Origin of the sequence: Paenibacillus sp. B2(2019) (assembly GCF_008370385.1) — a bacterium.
GTDB lineage: Bacteria > Bacillota > Bacilli > Paenibacillales > Paenibacillaceae > Paenibacillus_AQ.
This window is the reverse complement of the sequence record NZ_VTZR01000013.1, coordinates 235,433-255,240: the sequence shown is the minus strand read 5'-3', so window position 1 is coordinate 255,240 and position 19,808 is coordinate 235,433. Positions and strand designations below refer to the sequence as shown.

Below are 19,808 nucleotides of genomic sequence, written 5' to 3'. Positions count from 1 at the left end.
AATGACATTAAAAGTGGGTATTGTGGGTACGGGCTGGTTCTCTAAGGTACATGCTGATTTACTAGCAGAGATGGATGATGTCCGTTTGCAGGCGGTCTGTGGAAGCAGTAAGGCTAAAGGCGAAGATATGGCACGTCCTTACGATGCTGCTGGATATGGTGATATTACGGAGATGCTGGATGCGGAGAAGCTCGATGCTGTTTATATTTGTGTGCCTCCACAATCTCATGGTGCGATCGAACGATCATTAATCAAGAGGGATATTCCCTTTTTTATAGAAAAACCGCTTAGTATGACTACTGAAATTCCCGCAAGCCTACTTCAGGATATCAAAGAACATAATTTGTTAACCTCGGTAGGATATCATTTCCGCTATCAGGAGAACATTAAACGTCTGAAAGAAACTTTGCGTGGTGACAAAGTCGGTATGGTTATGGGGCAATGGATGGGCGGCATGCCAGGCGTAGCTTGGTGGCGTGATCAGAAGCAATCCGGAGGACAATTCACAGAGCAGACTACACATATCGTTGATTTGGTGCGCTATCTAGCCGGAGAAGTAAAGGAAGTTTACGGCATGTTCGGAAACCGGATTATGCATGAGCAGCATGAAGGTGTGAGCGTGGCAGATGTAGGTACCGTATCCCTGAAGCTTGAAAATGGAATTATTGCTAATATTTCAAATACATGCGTTTTACCTGATGAGGTGGGAAGTGTAGGTCTTAGCTTCTATAATGATCGGGGACTTTTGGACTGGAACCCGGATCGTCTCTTGGAAGTGCGAAGTGGCAATAGCACCGAATTTGCGAATACAGGAAACCCATATTTAGTAGAAAGTGAAGCCTTTATACATGCTGTACGGACGGGGGATCGCTCGCGCATTTTATGCGACTATGAGGATGGATACAAAACCCTCAAAGTCACCTGTGCGGCCTATGATTCAGCGCAAAGCGGGTTGCCTGTTAAGTTCTAAGGTTCGATTCATAGAAAAAGGACATGCTACTTTAGATGTACTAAAGAGACATGCCCTTGGCCCAAGCTGGGTTAGCCTAGTGGAGGAATATCGCGAGCAAAGCTGGCGCCACACCTATAGATAACAGCGCGGACAGAATCATCGCAATACTGGAGATGGTTCCGGTCAGTGAACTAAGCTCGAAGGCTTTGGATGTTCCTGTACCATGTGCAGCGGTTCCCAGCGATACACCGCGCGCAATTTCATTCTCAATGCGGAAGATGCGAAGTACAGTAGGGCCCATCATTGTACCAAGTATCCCGGTAATAATGACGAAGACTGCCGTAATACTCGGTACACCGCCGATACTTTGCGAGATGCTCATAGCGATCGGTGTAGTTACCGAACGCGGGACCAGACTAGCTGCCAGATCGCCGCTAACATGCAGCCATTTGGCGAGCAGAATGGAAGAGATCACCGCAACTATCGTCCCTGATAGCACGCCTGCCGCAATTTCGGCGGCGTGCTTTTTGAGTACCTTGAAGTTCTTATGCAAAGGGATGGCAAAGGCCATGGTTGCTGGTTGCAGCAAATCCGTCAGCCATTTTCCTCCCGCATTGTATGAGTCATAAGTAATGCCTGTTATAAGCAGAAAGATGATCATAATCACTGGTGTGATGATTAATGGAGAGGTGTAGACTTTACCGGTAGAAGCATAGATACGTTTCGCGAGTAAATACACCGCGACCGTGAGACCAAAGAATAGTAGAGCGTTTAACATGATTCTTTCCGCTCCTTCGCTTTATAAATTCTACTGGTAAGTAATCCGGAACTAGCCATCACAACAAATGTGCCTAAGACGACAACGGCAAGAATGCGTAATCCATCGGTTTCCAGAATATTAGCGTATTTCATTACACCTATAGCAGATGGAATAAAGAACAGCAGGAGCTCGGCGAGTAGCCAAGAAGCACCAACTTCTACCCAATTCAGACGAATGACACCGAACTCAAGCAGGAGAAACAATATAATCATTCCGAGTATGCTTCCGGGAATAGGGATATGCAATAATGGGGTCACAGCATTGATAAGTAAAGAGAATAACATAAGTCCCGCTACCTGCAGCAAGCCTATAACAATCTTTTTCATAAGGCTTCGCTCCTTTCATGATAATGAAAGTTTACATCAATTGTTTTCATAGGTAAAATGAATAGATCGAATAAATGACATTCCTTTTGTCTATGGATTAGGGGGAACATAAATGGATATCCGACAATTAGAATATTTCGTTCAAGCGGCACGAATGAAAAGCTTTACCAGAGCTGCTGAATCATTATATATAACACAGCCCACGATCAGTAAAATGATTCGGAATATGGAGGTCGAACTGGAGGCAGACTTGTTCTACCGTGAAGGGAAGAGTGTAAGGCTTACAGACGCAGGGGAAATTTTGTTCACCAAAGCGCAAAATATCGTGGAGTCTTTCGCTAGCTTGTCTTCCGAACTGGATAACTTACGGAATCTGGAGCAGGGCCACATCCGCATCGGCTTGCCTCCAATGGTAGGAGCGAGCTTTTTTCCATCGGTGATTGGTCAATTTCATAAACGTTATCCGCAGGTTACGATTCGTCTCCATGAGGATGGGGCCAAAAAAGTGGAGGAAGATGTAGAAACGGGACTGCTGGACATTGGAATGGTCGTATTGCCTGTAGATACAGCCAAACTACATTGTTTTACCTTTGTTGAAGAGAAGCTGAATCTTATTTTGCCTATGGGACATCGGCTGGCCGAGGCACAGCTTGTTCCGCTAAGTGAGCTGGCAGAAGAGGAGTTCGTGCTATTTCGAGAGGATTTCACGCTGCACGATCGGATTATTACGGAATGTGTAAAAGCTGGATTTCAGCCGAAGGTTATATATGAGAGTTCACAATGGGATTTAATCAGCAAGATGGTAGCCGCAGGAATGGGAATCGCATTATTGCCGGAAACCATTTGCCGTGACATGGATCGCTCACGATTGGTAGTCATTCCTTTGACAGAACCGGTAATTCCTTGGCAGATCGCTATGGCTTGGCGTAGAGACCGTTATTTATCATTCGCAGCACGTGAATGGATTTCTTTTGCAAAGGGACTATTGAGAGAACAGTATCCAAATGAGCTTCCCCACGAGCCTATATAGCATCCGAATAAATAGCTGTTTTATTTTTTGTGGATGTTCTGCAAATTTTTCTTTTTTTTTGAAAATATGTTTTTTGGTATCATGGATTATGATAGGAAGAGATGTTGATAGAGAGAAGGAGAGAGTTGTGACACTATATCAAGGTTCTTCCGAGAAAGCTTATAGAAGAGACTACAGAGAAGATGAGCTGTTTGTGACTATAGAGAGCCTTAGATGCGAATTGCTGGAAGTCGCGGAGCAACGGAGTCTTAGTGACCATGCTGTCCTAGAGCTAAGCGAGCGATTGGACGGTTATATTTTGCTGGCACAACATAAGATGATGGAGAACTTGCGCAGTCGCAAGGCAAGTGCAACAGCTTACTGCTGAAGCTCAAATGCCGCTATTACAATAAATTAAACTCGATACATCCATAGAATTACACTATTACAAAGATCCAACCGATAAAGAGGAGAGAAATACGCTCCTCTTTTTGTCGTACGATCTATTGGTTGTACAATCCATAACTTTCACCTATAATGTCAATTAATAGAATCTTTTCAAGTCAAACTTTGGGGGTGCCGAGTGGAGGGAAAGTTAACAACTATACGCTCAGAAATTGAGAAAAATCTGTCCCGCTCCGGCCATAATCTCGCCTCATTCGCAAAAATATGTGGCCTGAATCGTGGAAGTCTCAGTGCAATTTTGCACGGGAATCCGCCGAAGCCTATGTCCCTGGGACAAATAGATGCAATCATTAAAGCCTTTGGATTTCCTGACGGTTGGTTGTATCCTTTATATATTGATGAATGCTTTAATGAGGAGAAGGTCTCACGCCGCAGGGTGGAGCCTTTTTTAATACGTTGCGCTGAACTAGGTAAGCAGCAATGCATTGATGATACCTTAAACAGATTATTGGAATATCCGAAATCGCTAGATATCGTTTATTCGATAGCCGAAAAATTGTTTAATAAAGGTAAAATAGATGAATCCATGTTTTTCTATAAAATTGTAGCAGAGAATGAGTCCGACAGCTACTCAGAGAGATTGGCTATCAGTCATTATCGTATTTTTAGAGCAATCTTATCAATTGTCGATTCTGATGAGAAGCTGCATGCAGTTATTACATTTGAACCTTTCAGGAATCGACTGCCAGAAAATATGCAGTTAGATGGTCTACTTACTCTAACGCAGTTGAGCTTTGATCTTCGGCGATGGATTAAAATGGAGTCGTTCGCTGATGAACTAAGAACGTTGGCCAATGCTGTTTATCGTGACCAATTACGAAAAAGTCAGGATAGAAGAAAGGAAGTTCTTCATACTGAACGTCCGCTTGTTGTTTATTATGGACATGGATATCTACTTAAAGCGATCTCACTTACCAAGCAGGGTAAATATGAGGAAGCTAAGAAGTATACTGCAGGCTATGCAGACCTTAGCTGGTTTGAAATGATTAACGAAGAAGGTCGTCAGGCTGTAGAGCAATTCCGGTTATTCGCAATTGGTAATGGATTCACGATAGAGATGTTGATGGGCAATGTGGATGTTTTGCCTAACTATACGGATTTTTTGGCAGATCACCCGGGCGAAATCTTGGCAGGACTTATTACCATTATGGATGCGGCTAATCGATATGGGTTCTCTGCTGATAATATACTTACACGATTCTCACGAGAAATGTTGAGATTTGAAGGGTTTCAGGAGCCGAATAACGTGGACCGTGTATTCCGTTTGTACTATCAAGTAGCGATCTATCAAATAAATAGGAAACGTTATGTTACAGGTGTGGATTATCTTGTGAAATCTCTCGAGTTATCTATTAAGCAGAATAATGGAAAAGACTTTATTAATTGTATAACTTTATTTGAAATGAGTAGAGATTATGCTAATACTGCTCAACAGGAGAAATATAGAGAATTAGTAAAGGGGGTGAGAAAAAATGAAAAAATCACTATTGATGATGGTAAGCGTGTTAGCATTGTTTAGCTTCATCATTATCGGACCTGTAGGCTCTGGAAGCAATGGAGGCATTACAACGTACGAGCATGGAGCTTGGTTCTAAGAATACAGAAATCTATTCAGTATTCTTATAATACAGAGTAATACATATACGAAATTGGACTCCCTTGCCATTGTGCTGGGGAGTTTTCTTTTTCGTAATAATTGATACCGTATTCAAAATTTGACAAAGCCTTGCGCCGAAAATATAATTAGGTAGCCTAAATAATACAGTGTTTAATAATTAGCTGACCTAACTAAATTAGAGGTGAAAGAAATTGGGATAAACGGAGGAAATACAGAAAATACTGAAAATTCAGTCGCACACGAGCTTTTTGCGGCGATGAAACGGCTGCATAAAGGCCAATGGCAAAAGGGTGTTGAAGGCCATAAGCCGAGTGAGATGACTTTAATGATATGCATTGAAAAATGGAATCATTCTGATGATGAGGGTCTAAAGATATCTGAAATCAGCCGACTTCTCGGATTCACACCTCCAACTATTACGCAGTTGATTAATAGTCTTGAGGCGAAACAGATGGTGGAAAGACACGCAGATCCTTCGGACCGAAGAGTCGTACGCGTGAAATTGACGGAGAGTGGAAAAAAACTCACACGAAGAGCAGAGCAATATAGAGACGCAATGTTTGATGAGCTCGTACGTTACTTAGGTGAAAAAGAGACTAAGCAGCTCACAGAACTGTTGCTGAAAGTACATGCATTCGTTGAGGATAATCCACCACCTAATTGGGATAGGCTACAAATGAACGGAGATGAGAAGCTTGATTAAATTATTTAAACAACTGAAGCCATTTCGAGTAGCTATTGGTGCTGTATTAATTCTTGTGTTCTTGCAGTCCATGGGCGACTTATACCTCCCTACGCTGATGTCCGACATCGTCGATAAGGGTATTGTTCAGGGAGATCGAACTTATATTTGGAAAATAGGTAGCTTCATGCTTTTAGTTGCAGGGGGCGGGGCCTTATGTTCAGTCATTGCCAGCTATTTATCAGCAAAAGTGGCAGCAGGGTTCGGTAAACTTACCCGTGCTCGTGTGTTTAACCACGTAGAGAATTTCACGCTGCATGAATTCGATAAGCTCGGTACCGCATCTTTAATTACCCGTACAACGAATGATATTACGCAGGTACAGACCGTACTTACTATGATGCTGCGTATGATGATCGGTGCACCGATGATGATGATTGGTGGTATCATCATGGCGGTATCTGAAGATGCGAAATTATCGTTGATCTTTGTAGTAGTTATTCCGGTACTCGTTGGCGCAATTTTCTTTATCGGGATGAAGGGATTACCACTGTTTAAAGCGATACAGATCAAGCTGGATAAATTAAATCTGGTTCTACGTGAGCATTTGACGGGTATCCGTGTTATCCGTTCATTTAACCGGATTGATCATGAGAATAAACGCTTCTCCGAGGCTAACCGTGATCTGACAGACACAGCGATCAAAGTAAATAAAATCATGGCCGGTTTGATGCCGCTTATGATGATTGTTATGAACTTTTCCATGATCGCAATTCTTTACTTTGGTGGGATTCGAATCGGCGATGGCGATTTACAAGTCGGCTCACTAATGGCATTTATTCAATATGCGATGCAAATCATGTTCTCCCTGATTATGGTGTCGATGATGTTCGTGCTGATTCCTCGTGCTTCAGCTTCAGCCTTGCGTATCAATGAAGTGCTCGATATGCGGCCGGAGTTCACAGATCCATCAGAGAGTGAATTACAAACAACGGCTCAAGCAACTAAAAAAGACGGCCGTGATCATATGCGTGGTTTTGTTGAATTCGATAATGTCTCCTTTTCTTATCCTGGCGCGGAACAACCTGCACTTTCGAAAATTAGCTTTAGTGCTCGTCCAGGTGAAGTTACTGCGATTATCGGCGGTACAGGTTCAGGTAAATCTACGCTGCTCAGCTTGATTCCAAGGTTTTATGATGTTAACGAAGGTGCTGTTCGTGTGAACGGAGTAGATGTTCGTGAGATGACTCAGGAAGAGCTACGGAGCAAAATTGGTTACATCCCTCAAAAAGCGGTATTGTTCTCAGGTACGATTAACGAAAACATTCGCTACGGTAAAGAGGATGCTACCGATGAAGAAATCATTCATGCAGCCAAGGTAGCTCAGGCCTACGATTTCGTGTCAGCAATGAAAGATGGATTTGATTCGGAAATTGCTCAAGGCGGCAGTAATGTCTCTGGTGGTCAGAAACAGCGGCTGTCCATTGCACGTGCGCTTGTGAGAAAACCTCAAGTTTATCTGTTCGACGACAGCTTCTCTGCACTTGATTTCAAAACAGATGCTAAGCTTCGTGCGGCACTCAAAGATGAAACCACAGAATCCACTGTTCTAATCGTAGCTCAACGGGTTAGTACCGTTATGGATGCCGACCGGATTATTGTTATTGATGAGGGTGAAATCGCCGGAATGGGCACTCACCGTGAACTGCTCGCGAGCAGTGATGTGTACCGCGAGATCGTATCCTCGCAGCTGTCAGAGGAGGAAATAGCATGAGCGAACAAAACAATAAACCTGCTGCTCCGCGCGCCCATAAAGGTCCTGGACCTGGTGGCGGCCCTGGCATGCGGATGCCTGCAGAAAAGGCTAAAGACTTCAAGGGTACACTTCGTCGTCTGATTAAGTATTTAAGACCTCGTATGGTTCAATTGATTATCGTTCTTGTAATGGCAATTGCCAGTACTGTATTCAGTATCTTCAGTCCTAAGGTTATGGGTAAAGCAACAACTAAACTATTCGAAGGTGCTTACGGTAAATTAATGGGTGTTGAGGGAGCTTCCATTGATTTTGGATATATTAATGATATCCTGATCATACTTGCGGGTCTGTATTTGCTTAGTGCTCTATTTAGCTATATTCAGCAGTACGTAATGGCTGGCGTAGCTCAGAAGGTCGTCTACGACATGCGTGAGCAGATCAACAGCAAGCTGGAACGTTTGCCTTTGAAATATTTTGATTCCCGTACCCATGGGGAAATTCTAAGCCGTGCTACGAATGATGTGGATAACATCAGTACTACACTGCAGCAGAGCTTAACTCAACTGATTACTTCTATTGTCACCATTATCGGTGTCATCGTAATGATGCTTACCATCAGCCCATGGCTGACGTTGATTACAATTGTTACATTGCCACTCAGCTTCGTTGTGATTATGGCTATCTCCAAGCGTTCGCAGACTTATTTTGTCGGACAGCAGAAGTCACTCGGTCAGTTGAATGGTCATGTAGAAGAAATGTATACAGGTCACCGGATTATTAAAGCATTTGGTCGTGAACCGCAGTCCCTTAAGGATTTCGATGAAATTAACGATAAGCTTTACGACTCTGGCTGGCGTGCCCAATTCATGTCCGGTATGATTATGCCGCTCATGATGTTTATCGGTAACTTGGGTTATGTAATGATTTGTGTAGTCGGCGGTATCTTTGTTACTAGAAAAATGATTGATGTCGGGGATATTCAAGCTTTTATTCAGTATTCCCGTCAGTTCACCCAGCCGATTGCACAAACGGCTAATATTGCGAATATTATTCAATCCACTATTGCTTCCGCAGAACGTGTATTTGAACTTCTGGATGAAGAAGAGGAAGTTAAGGAAGTTAATACTACACTTGCGAAGCTTGATGAAGGTACTCCGGAAGGTTCCGTTGAGTTCCGTCATGTGAAATTCGGATATAAAGAAGATGCGATTCTGATTGAGGACATGAATATTGAGGTTAGTCCAGGTCAGACCATAGCGATTGTCGGTCCTACTGGTGCTGGTAAAACCACTCTGATTAACCTGTTGATGCGCTTCTACGAGCTTAATGATGGGGAAATTATCATTGATGGCGTCAATATTACCAACATGAGACGGAGTGACCTGCGCAGCAAATTTGGTATGGTGCTTCAGGATACTTGGCTGTTCAATGGTACGATCCGCGATAACATTGCTTATGGACGTGAAGGTGCCTCAGAGGCTGATGTGGTACGTGCGGCCAAGGCTGCTCATGCCGATCACTTTATCCGCACACTTCCGCTTGGCTATAATACGGTGTTAAATGAAGAAGCTTCTAATATTTCTCAAGGACAGAAGCAGCTGATTACGATTGCGCGTGCGATTCTGGCTGATCCGTCGATTCTCATTCTTGATGAAGCAACGAGCAGTGTCGATACACGGACAGAATTGTTGATTCAAAAAGCAATGAAGGCATTGATGCAAAACAGAACCAGCTTCGTAATTGCTCACCGTCTTTCGACGATTCGAGATGCTGACCTTATCCTTGTTATGAATCAAGGTAGTGTAATCGAGAAGGGCAATCACGAGGAACTGCTTGCACAAGGCGGATTCTATGCTGATCTTTACAACAGTCAGTTCTCCGAAGGAGATTTGGACGCGGGCTAAGTTGAAGTGAAAGAAAAAGTATAGCAAACCATAAACCCCTCTTTTCACATGTTGCTGATTTTATATGTGAAGAGAGGGGTATTTTATATGTGATGAGGTGTTTTGATTTTTCGGAAAAATAAAAAAAGTTTGATTAAAAATTAAAGCATATATATGATAGAATTAAAAATGACCCGCGGCTCATTTTTAAGGCGGGAAGGTAAAGGAGAGGATGAAGGGAATGTCAGGCTACGGTAAATGGGTGGCAGGAAAAAAGACGAAATGGATTACTCTTCTCGTATGGATAGTGCTAGTAGGTGCACTTTCCCTATTATGGCCTGCAGTGAATTCTCAAGTTGCTAATAATGCGCCCAATCTCCCAGATGATGCACAATCAATACAGGCAACAGTAATTGCAGAACAAGAGTTTCCAAGTGGAAGCGGAGTACCTGCATTGCTCGTATGGCATAGAGAAGGTGGGCTTTCGCAAGACGATTTAGTACATATCACTGCTGTATACAACAAGTTGGAGCAGCAACCGTTACCCCATCAGAACTTTGTTCCCCCATTAGGGAAGCTGCCGCCGCAGGCACTGCAAGCCTCATTATCTGAGGATCTTAGTACACTGGTAACCCCGGTGCTTTTTGATAAAACGGCAGATAGTGATCAGCTCGGTGAAGCTGTGACAGAAATGAAGAAGATCATAAACACAGAGACGGGTGGAGACCCCTCCGCGGCTAAGGTAGATGGAAAAGACCTGAGTTTACGTGTTACGGGTCCAGTGGGCATCTCTATAGATGCTTCAGGCCTGTTTCAGAACGCTGACGTTTCCTTGTTAATTGCTACGGTTATGCTTGTGCTGGTGTTCTTATTAGTGATTTATCGTTCGCCGATCTTGGCGTTTATTCCACTTATTGCAGTTGGATTTGCTTATGGTGTAACTAGTCCGATTCTTGGAAAAATGGCGCAAGAAGGCTGGATCACCGTGGATTCACAGGCAGTATCCATCATGACAGTTCTGTTGTTCGGTGCGGGTACGGACTATTGTTTGTTCCTGATCTCACGGTTCCGGCAGTTGTTGAAGGTAGAAGAGAGTAAGAGTCGTGCGCTTCTTCGCTCCATTACCGAATCTTCAGGCGCCATCGCTATGAGTGGCTTCACCGTCGTGCTCGCGCTGTTTGCGTTATTGCTGGCTAAGTATGGAGCTTATCATCGTTTTGCAATACCGTTCAGCGTGTCGATTTTCATTATGGGAATTGCTAGCTTAACGCTTGTACCTGCACTTTTGGCGATCTTCGGACGGACCTCGTTCTTCCCATTCATTCCGCGCACGCCGCAAATGGAGGTTGAACGAGCTAAGGCTAAAGGAAAACCAGCTCCAGAACCCAAAGTCTCCCATAAAAAAGGGATTGGCGGATTTGTAGTTTCCAGACCTTGGGCTATCGTAGGAGTGACTGTCATCGGACTGGGGATTCTGGCTTCATTCTCTAGTGGAATCAAGTTTACGTATGATATCCTCTCTTCTTTTCCTAAAAATATGGAGTCCCGCGAAGGGTTCGACCTCATCGGTAAGCAGTTTTCTCCGGGGGAATTAGCTCCCGCTAAGCTAATTATTGATACTAAGGGGCAAGCGAGTGGAGAGGATCTTAAAGTCGTTCTCGGAGGGCTCACGTATGTGGACACGGTTTCCGATCCGCAGCAGGGTGCTGTGAACAAGGATATTCTGGGTTACGATATCGAATTTAAGAACAATCCTTATTCACTTGAAGCGATGGGGCATATTCCAGCCCTTCTAGCAACAGCAGAGCAAGCGCTGATTGATGTAGGGGTAGAGAATCCTTCAGATCATGTGTGGGTAAGTGGTCAGACAGCGACGCAGTATGATACCAAAAAAATCGGAGATCGTGACACCGATCTGATTATCCCTGTTGTTATCGGGTTGATCACTTTGCTGTTGTTGATATATCTGCGTTCGATAGTGGCGACTATTTATCTGGTCGGAACGGTCATTCTCTCCTTCTTCTCTGCACTTGGCTTAGGCTGGATTATCATTCATTATGTGATGGGCGCAGATGCCATTCAGGGAGCGATCCCGCTCTATTCCTTTGTATTCCTGGTGGCACTTGGAGAAGATTACAACATCTTTATGATCTCGAATATTTGGAAAAAGCGTAAGACCATGCCGCTTAAGCAGGCCATCGCGGAAGGCGTGAATGAGACCAGCTCGGTAATTACCTCTGCGGGCCTCATTCTGGCAGGTACTTTTGCTGTATTAGCTAGCTTACCGATTCAGGTGCTTGTGCAATTTGGTATCATCACCGCTCTAGGTATTCTACTTGATACCTTCGTAGTACGTCCGTTCCTAGTGCCCGCTATTACGACACTTTTTGGTCGGTGGGCATTCTGGCCGGGGAAACATCAAGAGGTGGAGCAAGCTCTGCCTCGTAGTAGTGAGCAATAAGCGACACACTGTAAAAACAAACAGGGATGTCTCAAAGCCATATTGGCTTAGGGCATCCCTGGTGTTATTGTCGTGGTCGAAACCCAATGCTTAATTGCTGGTACCGGGTGTTCGGCTGATCATCAGCTTATATTTGTCGATCGAAGCACCAAGAATGGCTTCATTTCCACCAGCACCGCGGTGTGATTGACGGAAGGATTCACTGGATGTCCAGCCTTTAAATGCCTCCTCATTCTCCCACATGGTACAGATTTTTAATTCCTCAACACCTTCTTTGGCACTTCCTTGCCAAACCTCCATGCGGACGAATCCTGGCATATCCTGTACACCATTATTTCCTCCGAAACGTTGAGCAATGGCTTCACCATGACCTTCTTTAACTTTAATGGTATTTGTTACTACTAGCATATTAGGTAAACCTCCGTTCAGTAGTGTGATATCCATACATAAACATTAGGCTGAATATATAATTGCACTTTATACACTTAAAGGTTCTGGTTCGTTAGAAACGAAGACGATAAGTGTATTCTCTGCAACTAAATTAGAAGAATCTGGCGAATGGTCGAGAATTGCCTGCTTTTAGTTGCACAGAGTGCAATTAAAGTATGGCGGATCCTCTCACTACACTGAATAGATGTACAAAGTGCAACTATCGTCTATTCGAACGCCAAGTAGTATTCAGAGCCGAAGCGCCCAGCGTAACTACAGTACTCAACTACAACACAACACACAACACAACGTAACTATAAGTATCTATAATTAAATAAATACTTAATCTCTATTTACCTACTCTAGCGTTAAAGTAACCTACTCTAGCTTAAAGTGGAGTTTGATTGCAGAATATGCAATAGAATAGCCCGAAAATAGTCTACATAAGGTATTCTGTTGCACTTTGTACAATTGAATCGGGTTAAATCGCATGAAAGTACGGTTTTCCTCCAGTTTGATTGCACAAAATGCAATCGAACCAAGTTTCTCTCACGACCAGAGACATTCTATTGCACAAAGCGCAATCAGAGCTTGAATTAGAACCAGCTAGCTCGCTTTTTATTGCGGATTAGTGGTCCAGAGTCCAGCTGTTTTTAGGAAGACACGATCCGGCAGCTTCAAGGCTGTTAAAGCCAATTCAGCTACATCCTCAGGCTGCATCATACGGTCTTCGTCACCGATCTTAAGTCCAGCGTTGGAAGCTAATCCAGTGTTAACAGTGCTTGGAGTCAAGGCTACGACGCGGATGTTATGCTTACGCACCTCTTGTGCGAGAGCTTCGGTCATGCCCATCAGTGCGAACTTGGATGCGCAGTAAGCCGAGCCTGTCGCGAAACCGCGTTCTCCAGCGGTAGAAGAGATATTGATGATATTTCCACCATTTTTCTCAATCATAGCTGGCAGTGCAGCGCGAGTTACATAATACGTACCGTAAAGATTGACTTGGATATGACTTTCCCAATCGGCAGGGTCCATTTCTACTAAAGTGCCGAATTTTGCAATTCCGGCATTGTTGATTAATGCGTCAAATGTTCCTAGCTCGTTTTGCAGGTAAGCAACCGCACGTTCAGCTTCTTCGCGTACAGCGATATCTGCTACGGCGATGCTGACTTTCACGTCGTATACTTCCGTTAAGGCTGATTTTAACGCTTCGAGATCGCCTGAAGTTCTGGAGATCAGGCCCAAATTAGCACCTTCCTTAGCTAGTGCCATGGCTAAGGCTTTACCGATCCCTTTGCCTGCACCAGTAATCACAACACTCTTTCCTCTCAAATCCATCTCTAACGTCACGCTCCTTTAAACATTTTTGAAGCTAATGCTTCGTTCATGTCCTATTATACCTGAATGCTATAGGGCATTCACAATCGCCGAAGGAAAACGATTTGAAAACTTCCATGTATAGCGATGTTATTTTCCATGAATCCATCATTTGTTTCCACGAATGAAATAATTTATTCGTAAAGCTTCGTCAGCGGCACGGATGCGGGTCCCTCTAAGACTTCTCCATCATAGGAGAAACGGGAGCCGTGGCAAGGGCAATCCCAAGAACGGTCGCCATCGTTCCATTCGCACTCACAGCCCATATGTGTACAGGTTCTATCTACCAGATGAAGCTTCCCTTCCGGATCCTTATAAGCTCCCACACGTTTGCCGTCATGGAAGACAACAGCCCCTTCGTCTGCCTTCAAATCACTTGTCTTTTTATGGACGATTTCTACTTTGCCCGCTACAAGCTCTTTTGCCACATTGGCATTTTGAACGAAGAAGCTTTTTAGGCTGGCGCCAGCTTTGAAGCGGGATGGATCGTATAGCTCTGTATATGGATTATCCTTACTCTGAATCTGATCGGAGATAATTTGAGCGGATAAGGTACCGCTTGTCATGCCCCATTTTCCGAATCCGGTAGCGATATAAATCTCTTCGTTGTCCGAAATCTTGCCGATGTAGGGGACCTTGTCCAGCGTAATTAAATCCTGTGCTGACCAGCGGTAAGGGATCGATTTGATGCCCAGCAAGTGGCCTGCGAACAGTTCCAGATTCTCATAATGACCTATCGTGCAAATGCCTTGGCCCGTCTTATGATTCTCACCCCCGACGATAACCAGATTCTGGCCTTCCCACTCCACTGCACGCAGAGAACGGGTTGGTTCGCTGGCACTTAAATACATTCCACCCTCAAAATCCGTTTCGGGCTGGATCGCCAGACAGTAGGAACGTTCAGCATGCAGTCGCGAGAAATATAACGCACCTCCGTCGTAGAAGGGGAAATGAGAAGCCGACACAGCGTAACGGCAGGTGATGCGGAAGTCATTTTTTTCCGTAAAAAGCGTAAGCTTATCGTTCTTCTCCACCTTGTCCGCCATCATCGTATGCTCATAGATTACGCCACCGTTTTCCACTATAACCTTCAACAAGACCTTCAGATATTGCAGCGGGTGAAAGCGGGCTTGTCCTGGTAATTTAATGGCACCACTCGCCATCAGAGGGATAGAAACGTAGTCCAGCCATTCACCGGCCAGGCCCAATTGTTCATAGGCTTTAAACTCTTGTTCCAGCTGTTTAAGCGTTTTATGATCTTCAGCATCTGCGTATAGATAGGCCGCCTCACGTTTCATGCCACAAGACACTTCGAGTTCTTCAGCCGTGTCTAAGATCCAATCCAAAGCCCCATTGTTCGATTGATAATAGAGGCGGGCATTCTCTTCACCAAAATGCTTGATCAAATGATGATAGATTAACCCGTGCTGTGCTGAGATTTTTGCACTGGTAAAACCCGTAGTGCCACTAAGAATTTCCCCTGCCTCCAAGAGTGCGACTTTGTATCCGGCTTTGCTTAAGAGATAGGCTGTTGTAATTCCTGTAATACCGCCGCCCACCACAGCGACATCTGTAGAAATATCTTCATTCAGCTTTGGAAAGGTCGGTAAATCTGTAGTGTCACGCCATATTGATTCTGGAAATTGCGGAAGACCTTGCGTTATTTTACGGTGTGGATCCATCTTATTATCCCTCCATCTGTACAATCCTCATCTCATTTATTACCACAGTCCGGTTAAAAGAAACTCCGTATTCATATGTGCAGTGCATGAATTCAGAGAAATAGTGCCAAAATAAGGTGGCATTCGGGGAGCGCAGGATAAATAGGAGGGATGATCCATGTCAGTTCAACAGGATAAGCACAATGTTTCTCTGGAATGGATCAAGGGTGAGTTAAACGGATTCGCCGATTTAATCGATAGAACGCTCGTTGCACCTTTTGGGCAGATCAACTTACTTTATATTAAAAGCGTTACAGATTTCCAGACTCTCAGTCGCCATGTGATTACGCCGTTCTATGAGATGGGGAGTAATAACGCTTACAGGGATTACATTACGACGTATCCGGGCACGGAAGAGGAGACTACGAAGGAAATAGCGATTGAGCTTTTGCTTAGTGGGTATGTTCTTCTTAGCATAAATGATGTGATTTGTTTTTTCGACGCGATGAGTACGGAAAGTAGTGGTGTTAGTGAAACGTCTGCAGAAAGCATTTCACAGGGACCTTCAGATGCACTGACGGAGGATATTGCGGTTAATCTGAACATGATTCGTCGGCGTTATCAATCCACTAATCTTAAAATGGAAACCATGGTCATCGGCGATGTCTCCAAAACAAAAGTGGCAATCCTATACGACATCAGTCGTGTTGATCATAATGTATTAGCGGAATTAAGGGAGAAGATGAATACACTAAAGGTCGATGTATTGCAGGCTACGGGAGAACTTGAGAAATTTATAAGCAGTGATAGTCTGAGAATATTGCCTAAGTCCATTGTGACCGAAAGGCCGGATAGAGTCGTATTTAATTTGTCGGAAGGAAAAGTAGCGATACTCCTGGATACAACGGGATATGCGATCGTATTGCCTTCCATATTTAACGATTTCTTTACATCCATGGATGATAAAATCCAATTTCCTATTGTGGGCCGTTTCTTAAAGCTACTCCGAATTATCGGTGTGTGCATGACGTTGTGGCTGCCTGCGATCTATGTAACACTTACCTCTTATAACCCAGAGATTATTCGTGTGCAGGTTGCACTACTCATTTCGGGTAGTCGCGCGACCGTGCCTTATCCATCTTTTGTGGAAGTGCTCTTAATGCTTATGATGATGGAATTTCTGACCGAGGCGAGTTTACGGCTGCCCAAAGCGATTGGTCCTACGGCCACGACGGTCGGAGGTCTAATCTTAGGTCAGGCAGCTACGGCGGCAGGGCTTGTAGGTAATATTATGATTATATTGGTCTCTGCCGTTGCGATATCCAATTTTCTGATTCCTCTGAATATGATGAGCTTGTCGATACGCGTGCTGAAGTACATTTTTCTTATAGCTGCCGCTGTTCTAGGAATGGTTGGTGTAGTGGTCTGTGTTGTGGGATTCGCGATGTATTTATGCAATCAGCGTAGCTTTGGACAACCTTATTTCAGATTGTTTTTTCTTGATAACCTTGGTAAGAAGAAGGGCGGGGAACATTGATGGCCAAAAGCCGTTATTTCTACTGTCTTTTTCTGATGAACAGCTTGATCAATATCATTAATTTTGTTCCTAGGGAACTAATAGACAGACGCTTTGACGGTGCTTTGTTTTCCATACTAATTGCAACGATCCTTGGCACTTTGTTTGTCTATATATTTACTGTATTGATTGCTAAATTTCCTGGAAAGGGATTTCCGGAAATATTTAACCCTCTTCTTCCTAAGCTGCTAGTCAAACCTTTACTTGTCTTTTTTGCGGGTTTATGGTGTGTGGCTGGGGGGGTTACCTTGCTTTCTTTTGTAGATATTACGTTGAGATATATCAGTCCGGATTCAAGCCCATATACTGTCATGATCAGCTTTCTGATATTGGTCTGCATCTGCTGTCGCTTTGATTCACTATCACTTTTGTATGGTCTTGAAATCATTCTTTTCGTTACATTACCGTTAATTGTCTATGGCATTGTAAAGGCGCTGACCAATCCGGATTTCAATTGGGATTCTGTTCTGCAGATCACTACATACATCTGGCATAAGCCGGATCTGATGAGTCTTTCGGCAGCTACCTTTTCTTTCAGTGGTTATATTAATCTAGCCATCTTTAATCGGGTATTTCATGGGTTAAAGCTAAAGCATGTCTGGATTTTAGGGGTGGAAGGACTTCTCGTACTTCTCGTAACCTTTTTGGTCCCTATCGGTTATTTCGGTACTGTTGCGATTGAGAGACATGTATATACGTGGTTCTCGACGGCAGACAGTATCCGGATAGAATCCTTTATTATTGAACGTATGCTGTTTATTTTTTATTTTGCCTACATGACTTTATCTCTGGTGAGTGTAATTGTTCACTGGCATGTAGGGTTAGGGTTATTCAAAGGTGCTATTTCATCTACGAAAAAACAATCCCAGAAGGCAGAGCAGTGGAAAGAGTGGCTCATCCTGTGCTTGTTTAGCGGAGTGGTCCTCTCCTTAATATGGATGGATCAATATCAGCTCAACGTGTTGGGCATTTGGTTTCTACAGATCCGCTGGTTTGGTGAGATGTTCTTAATCGCTCTGCTGTTTTATTGTTATCGCAAAGTAAGGAGGCAGAGGTTGTGAGAAAAGCACTTAGTGCAATAGGAATTGTGTTACTGCTACTCCTTGCCGGCTGTGACTTCAAAGAAATTGATTTACGGATATTCGTACTGGCGATCGGTGTTGACCCTGGTGAAGAAGAAGGGGCTTTCAAGATTAGTTTGAAGCTTGCCATCCCTCAGGGTGATGTTACCAAGATTGATGAGAAAATGCAGATATTAACAGAAGAGTCTCCGAGTATTTCGGAGGCGCTTCGCAGAATGAAATCTAGGGTAGCGAAGGAGCTTGATTATTCACACTGTAAATCGATTATTTTGGGGGAAGGGATTGCACGCAAGGATATCCAGCATGTGATGGATTGGGCGGTGCGGCGCAGAGATATTCAGCTTATTCTCAATTTTGGAGTTGGGCGTCCGGAGGCCCTACGAGTGCTGCAGGTAAGGCCGAAATCGGAACATATCCCTTCGAATTCTCTTATTTTGGCTATGAGTGGACAAGGCACGGAGTCTCCATTTATTTCTAGTGTATATTCCTTTCAGCTGATGAGAAATATTTACGAGAAGGGGATTGATCCGATTCTGCCAATTATCGAGGTCACTGAGGACGAAGAGTTTTTAATTAATAAAATCGCTTTGCTGGATAGCCAGAAAATTAAGCTGGTTCTTACACCAAATGAAACCCGGCTGTACAATCTACTGTCGCGCTCGAATCTGCGGACCAATTTACCAGCCCATTTTGTGGGAGTCATGTATCAGTATTACACAGAGAGATCATCGTCGGACTACAAGATACTAAATGCGGAAAGCGGGAAAGTTACTATTCGATATCATATTAAGATTAAAGGTATCCTCGAAGAAAGTAGCAGCCCGGATCTGGTGACTCATAGCATGCTGGAGAAAATTGCAGTTGCTGGGGGAAAGGAACTGGAAGCGGATGTTTTAGCGTTGTTGACTAAAATTCAAGCTAGTGGTCTGGATCCTTTTGGATGGGGGCTGCACTATGGAGCAAGGCACTTTAATAATGATACCGAAATGGAAGTGTGGGAGAGACTTTATGCTGGGCTTGATTTTCAAGTCAAAGCTGACGTAAGCATCAAATATTCTGGATTGATTAAGTAACTGAGAAAGTAATGAGTGGATAAAAGTGGGATTGACGTTCCTACATTCACGATTTATACTTGATCTAAAAACAAGTTAGAGGATGATAGCAATGAAAAGCCTAAATTTGACTTCCCAACGTCAAGCCGTTTACGATATCGTCCTTAATTCACATGACCATCCCACTGCTGCGGAAGTAATGAATCGGCTAGTAGAACAAGGTCATAGCTTAGCATACGGTACTGTATACAACTCCCTACGTTATCTTTCAGATAAACAAATGATTCGTGAGCTTAAGCTTGGTGAGGCTGCCAGCAGATATGATGCCCGCATGGATGATCATCAGCATATCATTTGCGAGGTTTGTGGAGCGGTTGATGAGGTAATGAACCAAGTTCCACGAGACTGGATGAACACAGTGGCCAAGGATACTGGTTATACGATTGGTCATGCCCATGTAGTATTCGGAGGCGTATGCCCGAACTGCAAGAACAAAAGTATGAACTAGGAAAAGAGAACCGGAGCCTTTTGCTGCGGTAATGATAAGGAAATAGGCTAATTTGAGTAGACCGCTCTCTTTAAAGCGGTCTTTTTGTTGCGTTTATATGACAATTCATAAGAATGATGAGAAAAATGAAGAAAGATAGGAGGAAAATCGG

General features: G+C 43.8%; 18 protein-coding genes. 13 read left to right on the top strand and 5 right to left on the bottom strand.

What is annotated here, in order from left to right:
- The first annotated feature begins 1 nt into the window (after window position 1).
- The gene (locus tag PAENI_RS11920) at window positions 2-970 is read left to right on the top strand and encodes a Gfo/Idh/MocA family protein (protein WP_076285610.1); all 969 of its coding nucleotides are present in this window, start codon (window positions 2-4) and stop codon (window positions 968-970) included.
- A 76-nt stretch (window positions 971-1,046) separates the two neighbouring features.
- Here PAENI_RS11920 and PAENI_RS11915 read toward each other — a convergent pair whose 3' ends face one another.
- Window positions 1,047-1,730 (bottom strand): CidB/LrgB family autolysis modulator, encoded by a 684-nt coding sequence (locus tag PAENI_RS11915; RefSeq protein ID WP_042192587.1) that lies wholly within the window; start codon window positions 1,728-1,730, stop codon window positions 1,047-1,049.
- A complete protein-coding gene (locus tag PAENI_RS11910; RefSeq protein ID WP_042192585.1) occupies window positions 1,724-2,098 on the bottom strand; it encodes a CidA/LrgA family protein in 375 nt (124 codons plus the stop codon). The genes PAENI_RS11915 and PAENI_RS11910 overlap by 7 nt, the downstream gene beginning before the upstream one ends.
- A 112-nt stretch (window positions 2,099-2,210) precedes the next feature.
- On the opposite strand from PAENI_RS11910, the gene cidR reads away from it, so the two are divergent.
- The 8 genes from cidR (at window position 2,211) to PAENI_RS11875 (ending at window position 11,972) form a co-directional block, all read left to right on the top strand.
- Window positions 2,211-3,128 (top strand): cidABC operon transcriptional activator CidR, encoded by a 918-nt coding sequence (gene cidR / locus PAENI_RS11905; protein WP_149645380.1) that lies wholly within the window; start codon window positions 2,211-2,213, stop codon window positions 3,126-3,128.
- Between the two features lie 127 nt (window positions 3,129-3,255).
- Window positions 3,256-3,495, top strand: a complete 240-nt coding sequence (locus PAENI_RS11900; RefSeq protein ID WP_042192581.1) for an aspartyl-phosphate phosphatase Spo0E family protein — start codon at window positions 3,256-3,258, stop codon at window positions 3,493-3,495.
- Window positions 3,496-3,690: 195 nt separating this feature from the next.
- On the top strand, window positions 3,691-5,091 hold the full coding sequence (locus PAENI_RS11895; protein WP_149645379.1) for a DNA-binding protein: 1,401 nt from the start codon (window positions 3,691-3,693) through the stop codon (window positions 5,089-5,091).
- The gene (locus tag PAENI_RS32595; protein WP_262495583.1) at window positions 5,045-5,167 is read left to right on the top strand and encodes a hypothetical protein; all 123 of its coding nucleotides are present in this window, start codon (window positions 5,045-5,047) and stop codon (window positions 5,165-5,167) included. Before PAENI_RS11895 ends, PAENI_RS32595 begins: the two co-directional genes overlap by 47 nt.
- A 279-nt stretch (window positions 5,168-5,446) precedes the next feature.
- Window positions 5,447-5,893, top strand: coding sequence for a MarR family winged helix-turn-helix transcriptional regulator (locus tag PAENI_RS11890; protein ID WP_042192575.1), 447 nt, complete (start codon window positions 5,447-5,449; stop codon window positions 5,891-5,893).
- Window positions 5,886-7,646: an ABC transporter ATP-binding protein gene (locus PAENI_RS11885; protein ID WP_042192573.1), complete on the top strand. Its 1,761-nt coding sequence runs from the start codon at window positions 5,886-5,888 to the stop codon at window positions 7,644-7,646. The genes PAENI_RS11890 and PAENI_RS11885 overlap by 8 nt, the downstream gene beginning before the upstream one ends.
- Window positions 7,643-9,532: an ABC transporter ATP-binding protein gene (locus tag PAENI_RS11880; RefSeq protein WP_149645378.1), complete on the top strand. Its 1,890-nt coding sequence runs from the start codon at window positions 7,643-7,645 to the stop codon at window positions 9,530-9,532. Before PAENI_RS11885 ends, PAENI_RS11880 begins: the two co-directional genes overlap by 4 nt.
- A 211-nt stretch (window positions 9,533-9,743) precedes the next feature.
- On the top strand, window positions 9,744-11,972 hold the full coding sequence (locus PAENI_RS11875; RefSeq protein WP_149645377.1) for an MMPL family transporter: 2,229 nt from the start codon (window positions 9,744-9,746) through the stop codon (window positions 11,970-11,972).
- Window positions 11,973-12,062: 90 nt separating this feature from the next.
- Here the strand turns inward: PAENI_RS11875 and PAENI_RS11870 are convergent, their stop codons facing one another.
- From PAENI_RS11870 to PAENI_RS11860, 3 genes are all read right to left on the bottom strand, one after another.
- Complete coding sequence (locus tag PAENI_RS11870; protein WP_042192566.1) at window positions 12,063-12,380, bottom strand: antibiotic biosynthesis monooxygenase; 318 nt, start codon at window positions 12,378-12,380, stop codon at window positions 12,063-12,065.
- A gap of 639 nt (window positions 12,381-13,019) precedes the next feature.
- Window positions 13,020-13,739: a 3-ketoacyl-ACP reductase gene (locus PAENI_RS11865; RefSeq protein ID WP_042131427.1), complete on the bottom strand. Its 720-nt coding sequence runs from the start codon at window positions 13,737-13,739 to the stop codon at window positions 13,020-13,022.
- 173 nt (window positions 13,740-13,912) lie between these two features.
- Window positions 13,913-15,460 (bottom strand): FAD-dependent oxidoreductase, encoded by a 1,548-nt coding sequence (locus PAENI_RS11860; protein WP_149645376.1) that lies wholly within the window; start codon window positions 15,458-15,460, stop codon window positions 13,913-13,915.
- A gap of 157 nt (window positions 15,461-15,617) precedes the next feature.
- Here PAENI_RS11860 and PAENI_RS11855 point away from each other — a divergent pair, with 157 nt between their 5' ends.
- The 4 genes from PAENI_RS11855 to PAENI_RS11840 all read left to right on the top strand — a co-directional run bounded on the left by PAENI_RS11855 (window position 15,618) and on the right by PAENI_RS11840 (window position 19,657).
- The gene (locus tag PAENI_RS11855; protein WP_149645375.1) at window positions 15,618-16,976 is read left to right on the top strand and encodes a spore germination protein; all 1,359 of its coding nucleotides are present in this window, start codon (window positions 15,618-15,620) and stop codon (window positions 16,974-16,976) included.
- A complete protein-coding gene (locus tag PAENI_RS11850) occupies window positions 16,976-18,076 on the top strand; it encodes a GerAB/ArcD/ProY family transporter (RefSeq protein WP_149645374.1) in 1,101 nt (366 codons plus the stop codon). The genes PAENI_RS11855 and PAENI_RS11850 overlap by 1 nt, the downstream gene beginning before the upstream one ends.
- Complete coding sequence (locus tag PAENI_RS11845; RefSeq protein WP_188114537.1) at window positions 18,073-19,170, top strand: Ger(x)C family spore germination protein; 1,098 nt, start codon at window positions 18,073-18,075, stop codon at window positions 19,168-19,170. The genes PAENI_RS11850 and PAENI_RS11845 overlap by 4 nt, the downstream gene beginning before the upstream one ends.
- A 91-nt stretch (window positions 19,171-19,261) precedes the next feature.
- Window positions 19,262-19,657, top strand: a complete 396-nt coding sequence (locus tag PAENI_RS11840) for a Fur family transcriptional regulator (protein ID WP_149645372.1) — start codon at window positions 19,262-19,264, stop codon at window positions 19,655-19,657.
- The last annotated feature ends 151 nt before the right edge of the window (window positions 19,658-19,808 follow it).